The organism is Prevotella sp. HMSC077E09, assembly GCF_001814685.1.
Classification (GTDB): domain Bacteria; phylum Bacteroidota; class Bacteroidia; order Bacteroidales; family Bacteroidaceae; genus Prevotella; species Prevotella oris.
The window spans coordinates 38,820-59,157 of record NZ_KV817514.1 but is presented as its reverse complement, the minus strand read 5'-3'; the positions used below and the strand labels follow the sequence as shown (position 1 = coordinate 59,157).

General features: G+C 44.7%; 9 protein-coding genes. 5 read left to right on the top strand and 4 right to left on the bottom strand.

Features of this window, described 5'->3' with window-relative positions:
* Positions 1-146: 146 nt before the first annotated feature.
* The 5 genes from HMPREF2983_RS02905 to HMPREF2983_RS02885 all read left to right on the top strand — a co-directional run bounded on the left by HMPREF2983_RS02905 (position 147) and on the right by HMPREF2983_RS02885 (position 9,279).
* On the top strand, positions 147-2,402 hold the full coding sequence (locus tag HMPREF2983_RS02905; RefSeq protein ID WP_070666578.1) for a GH92 family glycosyl hydrolase: 2,256 nt from the start codon (positions 147-149) through the stop codon (positions 2,400-2,402).
* 57 nt (positions 2,403-2,459) lie between these two features.
* A complete protein-coding gene (locus HMPREF2983_RS02900; RefSeq protein ID WP_070666611.1) occupies positions 2,460-4,544 on the top strand; it encodes a beta-N-acetylhexosaminidase in 2,085 nt (694 codons plus the stop codon).
* A 7-nt stretch (positions 4,545-4,551) separates the two neighbouring features.
* On the top strand, positions 4,552-6,237 hold the full coding sequence (locus HMPREF2983_RS02895; RefSeq protein WP_070666576.1) for a sialidase family protein: 1,686 nt from the start codon (positions 4,552-4,554) through the stop codon (positions 6,235-6,237).
* Between the two features lie 171 nt (positions 6,238-6,408).
* Positions 6,409-8,589 carry a GH92 family glycosyl hydrolase gene (locus HMPREF2983_RS02890; protein ID WP_070666573.1) on the top strand — a complete coding sequence of 727 codons (2,181 nt, stop codon included), beginning with the start codon at positions 6,409-6,411 and terminating at the stop codon, positions 8,587-8,589.
* A 36-nt stretch (positions 8,590-8,625) separates the two neighbouring features.
* Complete coding sequence (locus HMPREF2983_RS02885) at positions 8,626-9,279, top strand: carbohydrate-binding family 9-like protein (RefSeq protein ID WP_070666571.1); 654 nt, start codon at positions 8,626-8,628, stop codon at positions 9,277-9,279.
* Positions 9,280-10,065: 786 nt separating this feature from the next.
* Here HMPREF2983_RS02885 and HMPREF2983_RS02880 read toward each other — a convergent pair.
* The 4 genes from HMPREF2983_RS02880 to HMPREF2983_RS02865 are packed head-to-tail and all read right to left on the bottom strand — an operon-like array spanning position 10,066 to position 19,537.
* Positions 10,066-11,751: a RagB/SusD family nutrient uptake outer membrane protein gene (locus HMPREF2983_RS02880; RefSeq protein ID WP_070666568.1), complete on the bottom strand. Its 1,686-nt coding sequence runs from the start codon at positions 11,749-11,751 to the stop codon at positions 10,066-10,068.
* 11 nt (positions 11,752-11,762) lie between these two features.
* Positions 11,763-14,540, bottom strand: coding sequence for a SusC/RagA family TonB-linked outer membrane protein (locus tag HMPREF2983_RS02875; RefSeq protein WP_210400355.1), 2,778 nt, complete (start codon positions 14,538-14,540; stop codon positions 11,763-11,765).
* 20 nt (positions 14,541-14,560) lie between these two features.
* Positions 14,561-16,408: a RagB/SusD family nutrient uptake outer membrane protein gene (locus HMPREF2983_RS02870; RefSeq protein ID WP_070666565.1), complete on the bottom strand. Its 1,848-nt coding sequence runs from the start codon at positions 16,406-16,408 to the stop codon at positions 14,561-14,563.
* A gap of 3 nt (positions 16,409-16,411) precedes the next feature.
* Complete coding sequence (locus HMPREF2983_RS02865; RefSeq protein ID WP_070666561.1) at positions 16,412-19,537, bottom strand: SusC/RagA family TonB-linked outer membrane protein; 3,126 nt, start codon at positions 19,535-19,537, stop codon at positions 16,412-16,414.
* Between the last annotated feature and the right edge of the window lie 801 nt (positions 19,538-20,338).

The following is a 20,338-nucleotide window of genomic DNA, read 5'->3' as shown; positions in this document are numbered from 1 at the left end:
ATGCAGGGTGCATTATCCCGCAACAGTTATCCCTTCGCATGATGATATATCGTATATTGTTGCGCCAAGTGTATGTGTTTCTCATACAATATTCGTATATTTGTAACCGAACTGCAAACCTCTTTTAGCTTTTAACTCTTTACACTATGAAGAAAAACCTCATCATTGCCTTGTGTATAGCGTGCAATTTAGGTACGCTACAGACAGCCCGTGCATCTGAAATTGAACCTGTTGACTTGGTAAACACCTTTATTGGCACTTCTAATTTAGGTACAACCAACCCCGGAGCCATTTGCCCTAACGGACTCATGTCGGTCGTTCCGTTCAATGTCATGGGCTCCGATGAAAACAAATGTGACAAAGATTCACGCTGGTGGTCGACGCCCTATGAGTTTCATAATGTGTTTTTCACGGGCTATTCCCATGTCAACCTCAGCGGTGTGGGCTGTCCCGATGTGGGTTCTTTGCTGTTGATGCCTACCACAGGAAAACTCAATGTTGACTATCGCGAATATGGAAGTCACTATAAAGATGAGGTGTCTCGCCCGGGTTATTACAGCAACTTCCTCGTAAAACACGGTGTAAAGACTGAGGTTTCGGCTACGCTCCGCACTGCAGTTGAACGCTTCACGTTCCCTAAAGGAGCCAGCCATCTGTTGCTTAACTTAGGAGAAGGACTCACAAAAGAAAGCGGGGCAATGGTAAAACAGGTGAGTCCGACGGAATATGAAGGCTTTAAGTTGCAGGGAGCTTTTTGTTATTATGCCCAAGCTGTATTCCCTATTTACTTCGTTATGCGTGTAAATAAGGTGCCGGAGAGTGCTGGTTATTGGAAGAAACAGCGTGAACGGCCTGACAAACAGGCTGAATGGTTCCCCGATAGAGGGCAATATAAGCTCTATACGGCTTATCAGAAAGAGATTGCCGGCGATGATATCGGTGTGTATATGAACTTCAATACTGCCGAGAACGAAGTCATAGAGGTGCAGATAGGCGTATCGTTTGTGAGCATTGCCAATGCACGTGAGAACCTGAACGTAGAGCAACAAGGCAAGGATTTCAATGCTGTTGCACAGGAAGCACGGCAGAAATGGAACGCCGATCTCAAGCGTATAGAAGTTGAAGGAGGTACAAAAGATCAGCAAACTATCTTTTATACCGCACTGTACCACACGTTGATACATCCTAATATCCTGCAAGATGTGAACGGAGATTACCCTGCTATGGAGAGCAGTCGTGTGTTGAAACAGAGCGAGGGCAATCGCTATACGGTATTTTCCCTGTGGGATACTTACCGCAACCTGCATCAATTCATGACTCTAATCTTTCCCAATCGTCAACGAGACATGGTTAAAAGCATGATCAGCATGTATGATGAGTGCGGTTGGTTGCCTAAATGGGAACTCTTTGGACGTGAGACTTATACGATGGAAGGCGACCCTTCAATCCCTGTTATCGTTGACTGCTGGTTGAAAGGGCTGCGTGGTTACGACATCAACAAGGCCTACACAGCCATGAAAAAGGGTGCAATGACAGACGAAAAAAGCAATCCCTTGCGTCCGGATAACAACGAATATGTGGAAAAGGGCTATGTTTCGTTGCGCGATTCGTTTGATAATTCGGTGTCACATGCTTTGGAATATTACATTGCTGACAATGCTTTGTCGCGCTTGGCCAATGCTTTGGGCCACAAAGCCGATGCAAAGCTGTTCTATAAACGGTCGATGGGCTATCGCCATTACTTTAGTAAGGAGTTCAATATGCTGCGTCCTATTCTTCCAAATGGCAAGTTCTACAGTCCGTTTAATCCACTCCAAGGGGCCAATTGGGAACCTTCTCCGGGTTTCCATGAGGGAAATGCGTGGAATTATACATTCTATGTGCCCCACGATGTCTATGGACTGGCCAAGTTGATGGGTGGAAAAGAGCGTTTCGTTAAACAGCTTCAGTCGGTGTTTGACAGAGGAAACTACGACCCAACTAATGAACCTAACATTGCTTATCCTTATCTGTTCTCTTATTTTAAGGGCGAAGAATGGCGCACACAGGTGCTCACTCACCAGTTGCTTCAAACCTATTTCAAGAATAGTCCCGAGGGACTTCCCGGCAATGATGACACAGGAACCATGTCGGCTTGGGCGCTTTTCAGCATGATGGGCTTCTATCCTGATTGCCCGGGTGAGCCGGCTTATACGCTGACCTCACCAGTATTCGACAAGATAACCCTTCATCTTGATGAAAAACAATGGGGTAAAGACAAACTTGTTATCGAGACTCTGCGAAGCAATCCTAATACTGTCCGCATTGAAAAGATTGAAGTTGGTGGTAAGCCTTGGCATCAGTATCGCATCAGTCACAATGACTTGGTGAAGGCGGGTACATTGAAATTCACATTAAAATAATGGCGATTGTCGTGGCGTATCATTCAAAAGACGCCACGCATAGCCAATCTTGATGAAATGAAATCATACGTAAAATTAGGTGTAATAGTTTTGTTGACCGCGTGTTTTAGTTTTGAAACCCGCGCACAAAACATCATTCCGAAGCCCCAAAGTATAGTTAAAGGTAAGGGAACGTTGGCTTCAAGTCAGTTGGAAGGTATCATGTCCAATCTCAATGGAAAAGATATAGCCCTACTGAAAGATTACATCCCGCAGTCGATAAGCCAAGAATTAAATGTTAAAAAGAAACGTTCTGTACACAAAGATAGTGGCTGTTTCTTACAGTTGGTATGCACAGGAACACCCCAGCAGGCTCAAGTGGCAGCGGATAGTGTGCGGCTTCAAGGTTATCATCTTCGCATTTCCGACCATGGAGTGAAGATAGAAGCGCTCACACCCATGGGATTTTTCTATGGTTTGCAAACGCTTCGACAACTCGAAGAGAATGGGAAGTTTCCCTATATAGCCATTACCGACCAGCCCAAATACCCCTACCGAGGCATCATGATAGACTGTTCGCGCCACTTTTTCCCTATAGATGTGCTCAAGAAACAGCTTGATGCAATGGCTTATTACAAGTTTGATCGCTTCCATTGGCATTTGGTTGATGGTGGAGGTTGGCGCTTGGAAATCAAGAAATACCCTCGTCTGACGGAAGAAACTGCCTACAGAACACAGGAAGACTGGGAAAAATGGTGGAACAACGGTGACCGAACTTTCTGCCGAAAAGAAGCTCCCGGTGCTTACGGAGGCTATTATACGCAGGATGAAGTGCGCGATCTTTTGGCCTATGCTGCAGCCCGACACATCACGGTTATACCCGAAATAGAAATGCCTGGGCATAGTAATGAAGTGCTATGGGCCTATCCAGAGCTTGCATGTGGAGGCAAGGTGCATGGTCAATCCGATTTCTGTGTGGGCAAAGACAGCACCTATCAGTTCTTGAAAGATGTGCTTATGGAAGTTATGGCGCTGTTTCCTTCCTCTTATATTCATATTGGTGGCGACGAAGCAGAGCGTAAAACATGGGCCACTTGCACCGATTGTCAACGTGAGATGCAGGCAAACGGGCTCAAGACAACAGCCGAATTGCAAGGTCATTTCACAGAAAAGATAGAGCAGTTTCTCAACAGTCATGGTCGGAGACTCATGGGTTGGGATGAGATTATGGAAGGAAAACTCGCACCAAATGCCGCTGTCATGTCGTGGAGAGGCTTCAAAGCAGGACTCGAAGCTGCACGAAAAGGACATCCGGTTGTAATGACTCCCGGAGAATATTGCTATCTCGACATGTATCAAGACGCACCAATGACACAGCCAAAGGCACAAGGTGGCTTCGTAACACTTGAGAAAACGTATGGTTATGAGCCTCTTCCTGATAGTTGCAGGACACCACAAACCGAAGCTTTTGTTGAGGGATTGCAAGGTAATGTGTGGACAGAATATATCTCAACTCCCCAACATTTGGAGTACATGCTCTATCCCCGAGCCTTAGCTTTGGCTGAGATTGGATGGACAAATGGCCCTAAGGATTATGCAAAGTTCTGTAAACGGGCACTTCATGCCGTTGCTTTCTTACAGCAGAAAGGCTATAACACTTTCGATTTGACCCATGAGATTGGGGAGCGAAAAGAATTTGTTTCCGGCATTAACCATGAGGCTTTGAACAAAAGAGTGATCTATCTGAGTAAGTATGCACCGAAGTATCGTGCCGAAGGTGATAGCACTTTGACCAATGGACGCGGTGGAAACTGGGGATATATCGAGGGTAGATGGCAAGGCTTTATCGACCCTAAAGGCGTGGAAGTCATCATAGATATGGAAAAGGTTACAGATATTAAAGACATTGAAATCAACTTCATGCAACAGCCTGCCAGCATGATTTATACCCCTGCTTCAGTGCAAATTGGTGTGTCGGCAGGTGGAAAAGACTATGTTGAAATCGACAAAACAACTTGTGATATCCAACCTTCTGCAGGCTATCTCATTTATCCTTACCGTTGGAAAGGGCATGCCAAAGGTCGCTATGTGCATATCAAAGCGCAGCTTCATGAGCCTGACAGTTGGCTCTTTACAGACGAAATTATCATTAACCGAAAATAAATAGCATATGAAAAAGATACTTCTTGCGTTACTTCTTTTAGGCAGTTTTCATGCAAAAGCAGCCGACACTTTATTTATTAAGCAGCCCCAAGTGCCTATTCTCATAGAGCGTCACGACAATATATTGCTGCTGATGCGACTTGATGCCACGGAAACTAAGACGTTGGATAACGTTGAAGTCGACCTTGACAAGGCCTTCCCAATCAATCAAGTGAAGATAATCCGTCTCTATTATGGGGGTACCGAGGCTCGGCAACATAGCAAAAAGATGCGCTTTGCGCCTGTAGATTACATCACAAACTTTACACCTGGCAAGACTTTACGTGCCATACCATCGTATGTCGTGCTGCGAAGTGAACTCAAACCTACAGCACATCATCTCACATTACAAGCCAAACAACAACTCTTCCCAGGCGTAAATTATTTCTGGGTGAGCATTGAAATGCAGCCCAATGCGCCAGTTAAAACAAAGTTGAAAGCCGTGCTTTCAAAGGCTGTTGCCGACGGAAAAGCACTGCCACTTGTCAACACCTCAACTCCCGATATGGAGCGAAGAATGGGCATAGGTGTGCGTCATGCGGGTGATGATGGCGTTTCTGCGTATCGTATCCCTGGTTTAGTGACGACAAATAAAGGTACACTTCTTGGGGTTTATGACGTGCGCTATAACAGCAGTGTCGACCTACAAGAACACATAGATGTAGGATTAAGCCGCAGCACTGATAATGGAAAAACATGGGAACCCATGCGTCTGCCATTGGCTTTTGGTGAGAATGGCGGTCTTCCTGCTGCCCAAAACGGTGTCGGCGACCCTGCAATCTTGGTGGATAACACCAATAATACCATTTGGGTTGTAGGCACTTGGACTCATGGAATGGGTAATCAAAGGGCGTGGGTAAGTTCACAACCGGGTATGGACAAGTATCATACGGCACAATTAATGATGTCAAAAAGCACCGACGATGGGCGCACATGGTCGGCTCCTATCAATCTGACAGCACAGCTGAAGCACCCGGAATGGTACTTCTTCTTCCAAGGGCCAGGCCGTGGTATCACCTGTAAAGACGGCACATTAGTATTTGCCATGCAGTTTATTGATAAGAACCGAGTGCCTCATGCAGGTATCATGTATAGCAAAGACCATGGAAAAACATGGGCTATTTCGGAGCCGGCATGCAACAACACCACTGAAGCGCAGGTGGCAGAACTGCCTAATGGCGAACTTATGCTCAACATGCGGAACCAGAGTGGCGGTGGAAGGGCGGTGTATACCACACGTGATTGGGGTAAGACATGGCAGGAACACTCTTCTAACATCAAGGCTTTGCAAGAGCCAATCTGCATGGGAAGCCTCATCAGTGTGCGTGCCAAGGACAATGTCTTGGGTAAGAATATCCTGCTTTTTGCTAATCCTAACGACCCAAAGGAACGCAAAAACATCACTATTAAGATGAGTTTCGATGACGGAAAGACATGGAAAAGCGAGCATCAAGTGCTGTTAGATGATGGCTATGGCTGGGGATATAGCTGTCTTACGATGATAGATCGCGAAACCGTAGGCATTCTTTATGAGAGCAGTGTAGCACAGATGACATTCCAAGCCATACCGCTCAAAGACTTGATTACAGGGAAAGGGCAAGAGCATACGCCCAACACAGTTGTGAAAAAAGGGCCTGTTTGCCTGACAGAATAAACCATAGGGTAAAACCATATCGCTCAAACGGTTTTGCAATATGCCTCATCTTACGCGCTAATATGGCTCATCTTACGCTCTAATATGACGCATTTCACACGGTAATATGACCCATTTCGCAAAACGGTTACAACAGAAAACAAAAACAGATAAATAGAAATCAGTAACTAAATGATATTCAGTATGAAACAAATGTTATTGGGACTGATGCTCCCACTCGCTGGTGTTGCAGGCTTACAAGCTGCAACTCAGCCCACGATGCAAGACTATACGCAATATGTCAATCCCTTTGTGGGCACTGGAGGGCATGGACATGTGTTCCTCGGAGCTAACGTTCCATTCGGTCATATCCAAGCCGGCCCGACGCAGAAGAAGCAGGGTTGGGATTGGTGTTCAGGCTATCATTACAGCGATTCTGTTCTTGTTGGTTTCGGACAGATGCACCTTAGCGGCACGGGTATCGGCGACTTGGGCGACATTGCCTTGCTTCCGGTGACGAAAAACAACGAGCGCGAGGTGAAGTTCTCACATAAAGCTGAGTATGCAACGCCGGGGTATTATGCCGTAACTTTGGCCAATGGTGTGCGCGTTGAGCTTACCGCTACACAGCGAACTGCTTTTCATCGCTACACTTTCCCTGCTGATGCGAAGCAGGAACAAGTAGTGCTCGACCTGTCGCAAGGTATTGGTTGGGACAAGATGACAGCCTGCTCTATGAAGCAAGAGGGACAGAATATCGTCGTAGGTACACGCTTTTCAACGGGTTGGGCTAAGGACCAACGTGTGTTCTTCGTAGCCGAATTCTCGCAACCTATCACTCATCAGGTTATGGAGGGCGATACTTTGAGCGTGCTTTCGTTTCAACCTACTGGTCAACCGCTCATGGTGAAAGTGGGCATTTCTAGTGTAAGTATCGACAATGCCCGTAAGAATTTACACCAAGAATCGCCCAATTGGAACTTCAATACCGTTGTGGCTGATGCACAGACGGTATGGAACAAGGAGTTGGGAAAGATTGATATCCATACCAACAACGCTACCGATAAACGCATTTTCTACACAAGCTTGTATCACACCATGACTGCACCTTCGGTGTTTAATGATGTGAATGGCGAGTACAGAGGTGCTGATGGCAAGACCTATCACGGTGACTTCACGCCTTATACCACCTTCTCTTTGTGGGACACTTATCGTGCTGCTCACCCGCTGATGACGCTCATTCATCCCGAAAAACAACGCGACATTGCACAAACCATGCTGCATATCGCCCAGCAACAAGGCCGTCTTCCCGTGTGGTATTTAGAGGGGAATGAAACTGATTGCATGGTGGGTAACCCTGGTATTCCTGTGCTTGTAGACATTGCCTTGAAGGGTTTCGACGTGGATAAGCATGCAGTTTTGGATGCAGCTAAGAAGACACAGCTCTTCGGCGACCGTGGTTTGGACTTGTTAAAAAAGTATGGTTATCTTCCTTGCGACCTTGACCCCACTCATGAAACCGTAGCCAAAGGCTTGGAATATGCCTTGGCTGATGGCTGTATTGCAAGATTAGCCAAGGCGTTAAAGGCCGAGAAAGGCTATAAGTACTTCTTGAAACGCAGCCAATCTTACCGTGATTACTACTTCGATAAGCAGACTAAGTTCATGCGGGGCATTGATTCCAAGGGCCATTTCCGCGAACCTTTCGACCCATTCAAGACCATTCACCGTGCTGACGACTATACAGAAGGCACTGCATGGCAGTATATCTGGCTCGTGCCTCATGATGTTCACGGTCTCATTTCAATCTTCGGTGGCGACAAACCCTTTACAAACAAGCTCGACTCTCTTTTCATTGTGCAGGGCGACATGGGCGAAGATGCTTCCCCTGATATATCGGGTTTGATCGGACAATATGCGCATGGAAACGAGCCCAGCCACCATATTGTCTATCTCTATGACTATGCCGGTCAGCCTTGGAAAACCGCTTCGCGTGTTCGCGAGGTGCTCAATACGATGTATCATGATAACGTTGATGGTCTGAGTGGTAATGAAGATGTGGGTCAGATGTCTGCTTGGTACATCCTTTCTTCCTTGGGTTTCTATCAAGTTGAACCTGCTGGAGGTCGTTATGTCTTTGGTTCTCCACTCTTTGATGAGGCTACCATGAACGTTGGTAAGGGCAGAACATTCCGGATTATTGCGCATAACAACAGCAAAGAAAACATGTATATCCAGAGCGTTAAGCTGAATGGGAAGCCCTATACCCGTTCATATATCGACTTCAAGGATATCGTTCGCGGTGGCAAATTAGAGTTTATGATGGGCAGCAAGCCTTCGAAATTCGGTGTAAAACCTGCTGACAGACCTTAAAGAAAGTAGTGGAGTAAAGCATAAAATCCTAAAGAAATGAAACAAATAGAAGTAAAACGTTTAGATTGTCAGCAGGTGAAAGCTGCTGATATTCCCTCTCTTTTCAAGACCGAAAAAGTTGAATATCACAAGATAGACACTGTAGATTGGCCGTCAGACTACCCTTATTGCCCCCATGTTGAATTTGCCATAGCCCATAAAGGCGATGCTATCATGATTCATTATCGGGTAGAAGAGGATAGTGTACGCGCTGTTTCGGGCAATGATCTCGGTCCCGTGTGGGAGGATTCATGCTGTGAATTCTTTGTCAGTCCCGATGCAGAAGGAGGCTATTACAATCTTGAAACCAACTGTATCGGTACAGTTCTGCTTTGCAATGGACAGACACGAGAGCACAGAACACCTGCACCTGTTGCACTACTCGGCCAGATTGACCGTTGGGCTTCACTTGGAAGAACACCTTTTGACACGAAGAATGGGGCGCAGGCTTGGGAACTTTCGTTGGTCGTTCCCGTGTCCTCATTCTTCCGGCACCGTTTAGTTGACCTGTCTGGACAGCAGATGCGTGCCAATTTCTATAAGTGCGGTGACAAGACTTCGCGTCCTCATTTCCTCTCTTGGAACCCGATTGACGTGGCATCTCCCGACTTTCATCGTCCCGATTTCTTTGGTCAGATCACCTTCTTGTAGTCTTCTTTATCGGGATATTCCTACGCTTTCGCGCGTTTCATGCAATTCATGGTCTTGTAGATAAGCTTTTGCGCTGCTGTCATCCATTGCACGAAACGCGCGAAAGCATTTGATATGGCACAGTATCATCCTACGTAACGAATTATAGGTTAATTTCTTTCAAGAAACTTTACAATAGCCGTTGCATAGCTCGCGTATTCAAAATGTCAGGCTCTCTCGTTCAAAATACGTGCTGTATTTTGATTGTTTGTAATCCGTTGTCTATCATAAAGTTATGAAATTAAAGTCAAGAAGCAATGTGAAATCATGTTGAGAGAAGCCGTATTTTGCATCGAATGACCTTGTAATCTGCAGCAAATCGCACGGTCATCTCAGTCATATTGGGCGGTAAAGTGACTGAAATCACATTGCAATTTGATGCAAATTGCAATGCCTGGCAATGTGATTTTGCCCTGCATCTTGCGTCAAACCTCATAATTTGTTGATAGTCAAAGAATTGCAAACTGAAAGAATACGGCGCATATTCAGAGCGGAGAGAACACGCGTTTCAAATACGCGAACGATTTGAAAGCATTTGTAAACATTCATGATTGATTTTAACAAAAGGAACGCCAACTGTGAAATCATATGCAATCTTAGTTTATTCGGCATCGTTGTTTGCAACAAAAAACAAAAGAGGGGAAAGCAAACAGTTGCTCTCCCCCGAAACAAAGATAAAGAATTTAGAGATACTTGTAAAGTCAATTGATGACACTAACACAAACAGCAAGAGAAAGATTACTCCGCTTACTCACCCCAACCGGGATTTTGTTTCAAGTTAGTGTTCTTATAGCGTTCTGCATTCGAGATGGGATAGAAATACATCTTGTCGGTTATCTCATACGTGCAGAGCTTTTCTTTTGCGAAAGTCAGCGTGCCATCAGCCCGTTTTTCGATATTCACTTTATAGATATCCTTCATGTCACCAAGGGCTTTCCAGCGACGCAAATCCCAGAAACGATGTCCCTCGAAAGCCAGTTCCACGCGTCGTTCATTGCGTAAACGGGCAAGGAAATCGGCCTTTGACATTCCTGTCGGGAATTTAGGCATCTTCACATTCTTGCGGGAACGGACAAGGTTTACGGCCTCACGTGCACTCATTGTGAACGGACTTACCACCTGATCTGGGCCATAGGCCTCGGCCATTGCTTCTGCATAATTCAGCAATATCTCGGCATATCTGAACAATATCCAGTTGTGATCGAAGCTGTTTGTATTCTTTCCAGCCTCAAATATCACCTTGTTATTGAGATATTTCTTCAGATAATACCCTGTTGTTGTCGCATTGAGAAGTGGTTGTCCGTTACGTCCGCCATGATAAGTCTCTACGGGTGTTTTCGCAGGCCACTGCATTCCGTTGAACACAACAGTCATTTGAAGACGTGGGTCACGGTTCTTGTAGGGATCAGCTGCCTGTACCGGGTTGTTCCAATCAAACGAACTGCCGTCTGACATCTCGTAAGCGCTGACTAAATTCTCTGTCGGACAGGTATAACCTGACCCTTTTTCAACTCCAATAGGATAGTTGGCAGACTCAAAGTGCGTAGTCTTTCCCTCGGGACGGCAAAGGATAACCTCTGCACTTTGATTGTTGGTGGCACCGAAAAGGTTCTTGTAATCATCGTCAAGGGCATAGCCAAAGGCTGAAGCCTGACGGATAACATCAAATGCGGCAGTGGCAGCAGCCTCCCATTTTGCAACATCTCCCGAGGTATTGAAAAGCGGACTGGCAAGGTAGAGCGTTGCTCTTGATTTCAAAGCCAATGCTACTCCCTTGCTGACACGCTGCATATTGGCAGCTCCTCCGGGGAGTGTTGTTGTCTTTGCAGGAAGATGTTGAGCCACATCGGTACATTCATCAATGACGAAACGAAGCACATTTTCTGCCGAAACAGGCTCTGCCTTTTTTGCCTCTTCCTTAGTGAGTGTCTTTGTAATCAACGGGATATTACCATAACGTCTGACCAATTCAAAGTAGTAGAAAGCACGCAGACATCTCACTTCATACTGGTAATTGAGATAGCTTGTATAGGTGTCTTGGAAGCCATCTGTATATTTCCAATCCTCAAAAGTGAGGCCCAGACAGTTTTCCAAATAGAAGTTTGCGTCGTGAATTGCCTTGTAGTAATGGGCAAAAACATCATCAACGACATAGTTGGGCGACCAACTTCCATTGACAAAACGCTGAATAGCAGCCGTGTTGTTGATATGAATGGCATCGTCGGTAGCAGCATCATGCATGGCACCCCCAATGCCTTCCAACCCATTGGGCAAGTAACTATAGACCTCGGTGCACAACTGTGTAACCTTTGAAGGGTCGTATAACAGTTCGCTACGGTCATAATATGTTGACTCCGAAGTATTCAGAAAGTCACAGCTGGCAAACATACTGACAGTAACGACAAGCAGTGTTGTGATTTTAATATGTTTCATAACCGAATATTTTAGAATTTCAAATCGAAGCCAACAGCATAGCGTGTCATGCTTGGATGGCCTGTTTTCATGTTCTCAGGATCCATTACCTTGATATGATCAAGACTGAAAAGATCATATGCACGAACATAGACTTTGGCTGCATTCACGTATTTCAATGGCTTTAACTGATGCTTCTTGAAATGATAATACACTTCCAATGTGCGCAACTTAAAATAGGCTCCATTCTTAATCCAAAGGGAATTATTCGCGTAGTTGTTAACCGAACCGACAGAAGTCAGCCGTGGATAGCGCGCATTCGGAGTCTCCGGAGTCCAACGGTTGTCGTAGTATTCCTTTGAAATCGTGCGATTTCCAAACAAAGGATGATAGACACTGGGCGTGTTAGCCATTACACTGACATTGCCAATGCCTTGGAACATGGCATAAAGTCCCCATCCCTTGTAATCTAAATTCAAATCGAAAGAATAGTAGATCTCAGGGAATGCACTGTAGCCTAAAGCTTTCTGATCATACGAATCAATGATACCATCATTATTGAGATCCTTATATTTAAGGTCGCCCGGCTTCACTTGCGACAATGTCTGCTTGACATTACGCTGGTCAATCTCATTCTGATTCTGATAAATTCCCTCTACTACATAGCCGAAGTACTGGCCGATGCGTTTGCCTGTACGCTGTAAATAGCCATAAGGACGATATTCCTCGTTCTGGTTTACGATTTTATTGCGAATAAAAGAGAAAGTACTTCCCAAAGCATAATGGAAGTCTTTGAGCGACTTATTCCAACGAATTGAGGTTTCAATACCGCGATTATCCACTACACCGGAGTTCTCTTTGGGCACTGGAAGACCAAACAATGAAGATACCTTTCCATTGGCATCCACCAGAATATCCGTGCGATGATCGTAGAAGAAATCAACCGTTACGTCTAAATGCTTAAAGGTACGGAAGTCAAAACCAATGTTCAGCTTGTGTGATTTCTCATAAGTCAGATTGGAAATACCCAATTGGGTCAAGCGCAAACCATTATGCTTGAGAGGGTTTTTACCAAAGAAGAAACTACCACCATTGCCATACATATCGATAAAGAGGTCGTTGTCATAGTCTGCACCGCCTGAGATACCATAGCTGGCACGCAGTTTCAAGAAGTCTAACCAATCGCGTTTGGCAAACGTTTCCTCTGACACAATCCAGCCAATGCCTGCTGCCGGGAAAACTCCCCAACGGCTTTTGGGATCTAAGATGCTTGAAGCCGACTCCGATAGCGACACATCAAAAAGATAACGATGCTTGTAAGCATAGTGCAACTGGCTGACAATATCAATGAAAGCATACGATGTATTTTGCCCTTTGGCGATTAACTTATCCATACGATATTGTGCAGTTGCGGCCAAAGAATGCAGGCCCCAATCGCGCTGGAAGTTGGCAAATGCATTGAAATTGAAATGATTATTCGATGCACCTACTGAATGACTGGCACTCAATGCCGTTTCATTTCGCAGGTTCTTATAAGTGTAGCTCCTGCTTGCCCAATCATATGTAGACTGTTCATAGCCATATTTTCGAGCGTTTCCATCCCAATAAGAAGCATTGTTATCCAAACCTAATTGCAAACCAACCGAAAGGCCTTTCAAGAGAAAATCCAATCGATGTGTCAGCTTTAAATCGGCAAAGAAGTTTCTTTGTTGTGCGCGTGCATAACCCGTTCCGGATATCATTGCTACAGGATTGGTCTCAATATCTGTCGTACCAGCCCATACCCCACGAGCATTCTTTATAGGGAATGCACCAGAAGGTACCTTATAGAGCGCAGTGAAAATATCAGAGATTGTAGCATTGGGGCGGTTATGTTCAGAGAATGTTCCAAACATATTCAACTGCAACATCGTGTTGCGTCCCAACTCAATATCAAGGTTAGTACGGATGTTTAACTTAGAATATTTGAGCTGTGTTGAATAGCCTTGGTTATCATTGACAGGTCGCAATATACCGCTGTCATTCAGATAATTCAACTGTGTGAAATATCTAACAAACTTGCCACCTCCCGTTACAGAGAATGTAACATTGTTGCCAAAGCTATGGTTTCGAAGCGACTCTCCCCACCAATCTACATTGGGGTAGGCATCAGACAGACTTCCATCTTTGAATGCTGAAAGTTCGGAAGCATCGTAACGCGGTGCAAGTCCGTCATTCTGCATACCCTCATTCAAAGCTATGGCATAGGTATGTCCGTCAACAAATTTAGGCTTTCGGAACGGAGTTGCCATGTTAAGCTCATAAGAGAACTTGATTTTCGGCGCACCATTCATCCCTCGTTTCGTCTTCACTGCAATGACTCCATTAGCTCCACGCATACCATAGAGAGCGGTTGAAGCTGCATCTTTCAACACAGTTATTGATTCAATTTCATCCATTGAAAGTTGTCCAAGCTCACGTTCAAAGCCATCAACCAAAACAAGAGGCGCCTTTTTACTGAGTGTTCCATTGCCTCTGACAAAGAGACGGCCCGTAGTTTCCCAAGCTGCACCTTGGTTCTGCAACACCTCCAAGCCTGGTATCAAGCCATAAAGAGCATTGCGAGGATTTGTTTCCTTACGATGCGTAAGCTTCTCGCTGGTTATGAAAGACGCCGCAACCGTAGCTTCCTTCTGGTCGACAGACACGTCACGACCATAGGTTATTCTATGAGGTTTCTTCTCTGTCAGCAAGCTGTCAGTCTGAGCCGACATACAGAGCGGAGAGAAAAGAAGCGCTGCAAAATATAATTTATAGTTCATTTTATTCATGTTTAAATTACATCATAGACTTACTCCCAACCTGGGTTCTGCACTAATCCATAGCCTTTGTTAACCTCCTTTGAGGGGAATGCACTCAAACACATACGTGGTTCCCAGCCTGTTTTCCACCAAGCACGGTAATATTTTGTCAAGGCAAAAGGCTTTATGAGATATTCCTTGGTTTTCTTGTGCTTATAGACATGGAGACCATGGAGCGGTGTTTCAAAGACATCATACATCTTCCAACGTATCAAATCAAAGAATCTCACCTCTTCATATGCAAATTCAACCGCACGTTCATGCAGCACTGCTTTGCGGAAATCCTCCTTACTCATACCACTTAGTGCAGGCATACCGACACGCGCACGAACGGTATTGATAGCTTGATAAGCTTCTGGTGTGGGACCATCATAGTATTCATTCAAGGCTTCTGCATAGTTCAAATAGACTTCAGCAAGTCGCATCATCGGCCATTGTACAGGTCGGTTGTAGGCTTCTGTATTTCTATCGAGTCCCCACTTGCGGCATGCCAAACCTGTTGCAAGGCTCAGTTTGTGCATTCTTCCTTGCTCCCAATCCTTTCCTTTGGGGTAGTTGGCCTTGTCTTTAGGATTGACATCTGTCATCGCTGCAGTTCGCCCATTATACTTATCACCGTCCAAAATGAAGTTTTCATATAGTCGTGGATCACGATCTTTGAACGGGTTCTTTGCCATTTTGGGGTTCTTCCAATCGAAAGGACGGCCATCTTTCATCTCAAACATATCGAAGAACTCTTTCGTCGGGCAATAAGCTCCCCATCGAAGTGCCTTATCAAACTGTCCATTATTCTTCGTACAAAGGAATGTTCTACGGCATGATATCAGTGTTTCTGTATTTCCTCGGTCGAAATAAGCACTGGTATAGGCTTCGCGCTCGGTAGTAATACCATGGTCACCAGCCTGCACCAACTTGAAGAAACCATTTTTATTCAGCGCATCAAAGAACTCTTTGCAGGCATCAACAGCTTGTTTCCAACGCTGCTTATCATAGTTCCCCCACCATGTCATCTTCTTATCAGAAGCCTCTCCTTTGGCAAAAGGCGCATCGGAATTGAACAGTGGACTGGCAACGAAAAGCAAGACACGAGTCTTCAATGCCATAGCACCAGCCTTCGTCATTCGGCCATCCCAGTTCTCCATTTCATTTTCAGGAACACTCCAAGGGAAGTCTTCGCAGGCAATAGCATCGTTCAACAGCTTCACAATGAAATCCACTGTTTGCTGCAAAGTGGCCCGAGCTGGAAAGCTTGCATCGTCAGCAGAGATAGCATGATCAATGATTGGAAGAGATCCATAATGCCGAAGCATGTGAGCATAGAACACAGCTACCATCATCTTTGCTTCTGCTTTAAGTCGCGACTTCTCCTGTTCATCCATGTCAGGAACCTTATCTACGTTCTCATATAACAGCCAAGCATGGCGCACACCTGTCCAAATGCCCGATTGAGAGAACTGCATTTTCGTACGATGTGCATTGATACGCGTATTATCCTCTATCGAAGCATTGTATAATCCAGGGTAATATGTATTCGAAAGTGCCGAATATCCGATATTATCATAATTCAAATCAGTAAGTCCTTCAATGGTACTCATGCACATCTGCGTCCAAAATCCATTGGTTTCCATACCATATGGCAGATACTGATAACTGCGCCAAAGCACTCGTCTGGCATATTCTGCCTTCCCAAATATAGTATCTATGGTGACATCTGTGCTGGGGGGCTTCTGCAAAAAACGTTCACCGAATGCCAGATCCTCGCACGATATAATGCTCATTGTCAGCATCAGACCTGCAAAGAGGCTCCATATCTTATTCATTTTTTCCATATTCTTCATCGCTTAAAAACCTACTTTCAATCCTACATCAATAACTTTAATCAAAGGATATGCCCTTCCATCTGGATTAGCTTCAGGGTCACAGACTTTCAAATGATCGAAAGTCAGCAGATTATATCCCGATACAGCGAGGCGCAAGCTATTCAAATGCAACGCACGTGTGACGTTCTTTGCAAACGAATATCCCACTTCTATATTCTTCAAACGTATGTAAGAAGCATTCCTCAGCCACAAGTCTGAGTCCAAATAGTTATGAGACTTGTTGCGAAGGGATATGGCGGGAGCTGCTGCAGCATTACCCTTTTCAGGCGTCCATGCATCATTAATCATGTAGCGCATAAGGCTCCAGTTGTTCATTTCGCCGAAAGGTATGCGGTAAGGGCCACTCAAGAAGCGCGAAGTCTTCGATGCTCCGGCAAGCGTTATGCTTAGATCAAAGCCCTTCCATGACACTCCCATGTTCACAGCATACGTCAAAAGAGGATATGCCGGAGAACCAATATCGCGGATATCCTTTTCATCTATCTTGTGATCTCCATTCAAATCTTTATACTTCACATCGCCAGGTAGTGGAACATATCCGCTTCCTTGATCTGGAATACCGCCCTCTGTACCTTTCGTATGCTCATATTCAGCAACCTCTGCTTCTGTGAAATAGCCATCAAAAACATAACCGAAATTCTGACCTACAGGCTTTCCTGTACGCTGCATCCACTCATAAGGATACTTGATTTCGTCCATAAAGACAACCTTATTCTTGGCATAGGAAATATTTCCACCTATATAATATCGGGCAGTACGTATTTTATCCTGCCAACGCATGCTTACTTCAAAACCATGATTATTCACCTTTCCCATGTTCATTGTAGGCAGCTGCACGGCAAGATAGCCAGGAATGACACCACGAGAAATCAGAATATCCCGACGATGTTCTATGAAGTAATCAAAGTTAATGGATAAGTTGTTCTTGAAAAGCTTCATATCTATACCGTAATTCTGCTTGAAAGCGGTCTCCCAAGTCACATTGGGATTGCCAATTTTTCCTTCTGAGGCACCGAGTATCTTTGTGTTCGTTGTCGTGCCAAAGCTATAACTTCCAGAGCTGATATTATAGGTATCAGGCAGATAAAGGAAGCGGGAGTTGTCCCGAGTGATGTCATTTCCCACCTTACCATAAGAGACTCTGAACTTCAAATAGTCCACAACAGGACGCAACGGCTTGAAAAATTTCTCCTCAGAAACAATCCAACCCACTGAACCTGCGGGGAAAACTCCAAATCGGCGACCCTTAGCGAAGTTCTCAGAACCATTGTATCCCACGCTAAGATCCAAAAGATAGCGTGTCATATAGTCATAAGTGGCACGACCAACCAAGCCCACATAGCTGCGCGGAATATCTGCATAACTGCTTGAGGGATAGTATTTCATGGTTTGATTATACATCGCCAAGGCCGAAACATGATGCTGACCGAAATTGCGTTTGTAATTGAACGCACCTTCAAGATACCAGTTCTTGCTCAAACCATCCGACTCCGAGAAGTCAAGTTTACGATAAGTTTCAACCAATTTCAAGGCTACAGAGCCGTCAGGAGCATTGATTGCTTCATACAAAGGCTCACGTCCTTCACGACGCTTATAGATACTTACACCGCTGTTATAAGCTGCCTTCACGTGGAAGGAAAGCCCTTTTGTAAGGAAATTAAGCTTCTGTTTCAGCGTAAAGTCAAAGTTAAGCGTGTTATTGGCCGTCGTATTGTATCCCTTTCCATAATAGATATTCAGACCATCCTGTAGTTCTCCTATTGCAAATCGGTTCGAACTCATGCGTATCCGCTTTCCATCAACCAGTCCGGTACCACTGAAAGGCACTGCAGAATAAAGGTCACGGAAGATGAAATCACTCGACTTGGTCGATCCATTATTGTAGTTTGGCTCGCGACGACTGTTCAAATAGCCGCCTAAGTTAATCTGTGCCGTCGTAGTACGCGTCAAGTCAACATCCAAGTTGATGCGATAATTATAACGATTATACTTAAATCCTTTGTCATTTCGATTTTTATAGACCTTGAACAGGCCTTCCTGGGTCAGCACACCCAATGAAGCAAAGTATCTGACACGGTTTGTTCCACCCGAAATATGAATGTTATGACGTGACTGAACAGCGGCTTTTCTGATCATCTCTCCCGTCCAATCCACATCAGGATGAGTCAAAGGACTGCTGTGTGTGCGGAATTTCTCCAAGTCATCGGGCTTGAAGGTGAGCATATCTTCAGCCACTCCGTCATGTGCTTGCGCCTTATTATACTGCGTAGCCCACTCATAACTGTTGGCAAAATCAGGCACACGTGAAGGCACTTGAAAGCCAACTGACGTTGTAAAACTGATGCGGGGCCTATCTTTCGTGCCACGCTTTGTTGTGACAAGGATAACGCCATTAGCACCTCGAACACCGAATACTGCCGTGGCAGAAGCATCTTTCAGCACCGTCACATCCTCCACTTCATTCGGATCAATCTGTGAGAAAGGACGCTCTACTCCGTCAACAAGAATAAGCGGTTGCGACAAAGAAGTGCTCAACGAACCGACACCACGGATGAACAACTGTGCACCATCAGCTCCCGGCTGACCGCTCGACTGAATACCCGATAAGCCGGAAACCTTTCCAATCAGCGAGTTGCTCATGCTCGCAACAGGCGATTTCGTCAGTTCATCACTATTGACTGAAGACAAAGCACCTGTCACCGTGACCTTTCGTGTGGAGCCATAGGCAATGATCTGCACATCATCTAACGCTACGGTCTGCTCTTCCAACTTCACTTTCAACCGTCCTTCGCCCTTGCAAACTACGGTCTTCGACTTATAACCCACACTGGAGATTTCAAGCTTTGCGCCTAAAGGTACACGCAGATGAAACGCTCCATTCACATCCGTCACGGTAGCGGTCTTGCTCCCAACTACCTTTACCGATGCCCCGATAATAGCTCCCATATCGTCAAAAACAGTGCCATACAGATCAATCGTCCTGTCGGATTGTTCTGTTTTTTCTGTTTTCAAAGCATACATAGGAATAGTGGGCACAAAACTTAAAAGCAGCATGAACATACTGCATCGAATGATTTGTTTTTCCATTATGCTAAATATAAAGGTTTTTAACAGTAAATATGTATATCATAATAATAGCTGACCAGACAATCATCAAAGTCGTCTGATGAAAATGATTAACAGTTTAGAGATAAAAGTCCATGTTGCAAAAATACACATTTTTTAAATAACAACTGTGAAATATCGTTCAAATAACTTACAATATTGTACAAAAAGCCTGTCTATTAAGCCTAAACATACCGTTTCATCCCTATTTTCTCTGTTTCTACAGTCTTAAGACTCTGACTCTGACAGATGCTTTCACAACCATGAAATCAAGCGAAAAAAGACAACAAAACAAATCAGAAAACAAGATAAGTCGGCAGAATTTGCTTGGCACTTATCCTCAAATCATAACACGAAACCAACAAAGACGTCTGCGCTTTCAACCTTTGAAATCCTTAAAAACACACCTGATTTGGCCGTTTTCTGCATTAAACTTTTTTAATAAAAAACTCAAAAAAGCAGACAAAATCAATTTACATATTTTATATTATCCATGAACAAAACTCCTCATTGCAATCTTTTCACAACACGATGAACATCAAACGACCATGTAATATGCCTCAAATCACCATGTATTTTGACGCTGATTAAAAGCCCATTCGACTGAGATTAGAACACGATTTGATACATATTGCACCACCGTTTGCAACAAGGCATAAAAAAGGGGAAAGCAAATGGCCACTCTCCCCGATGCAAAGATAATGAATTTGAGAAGTAAATGCAAATCGGTTATGAATTAAGTTTACAGAAAAGATGCGTTTACCTCCAAGACATGAACCCTAT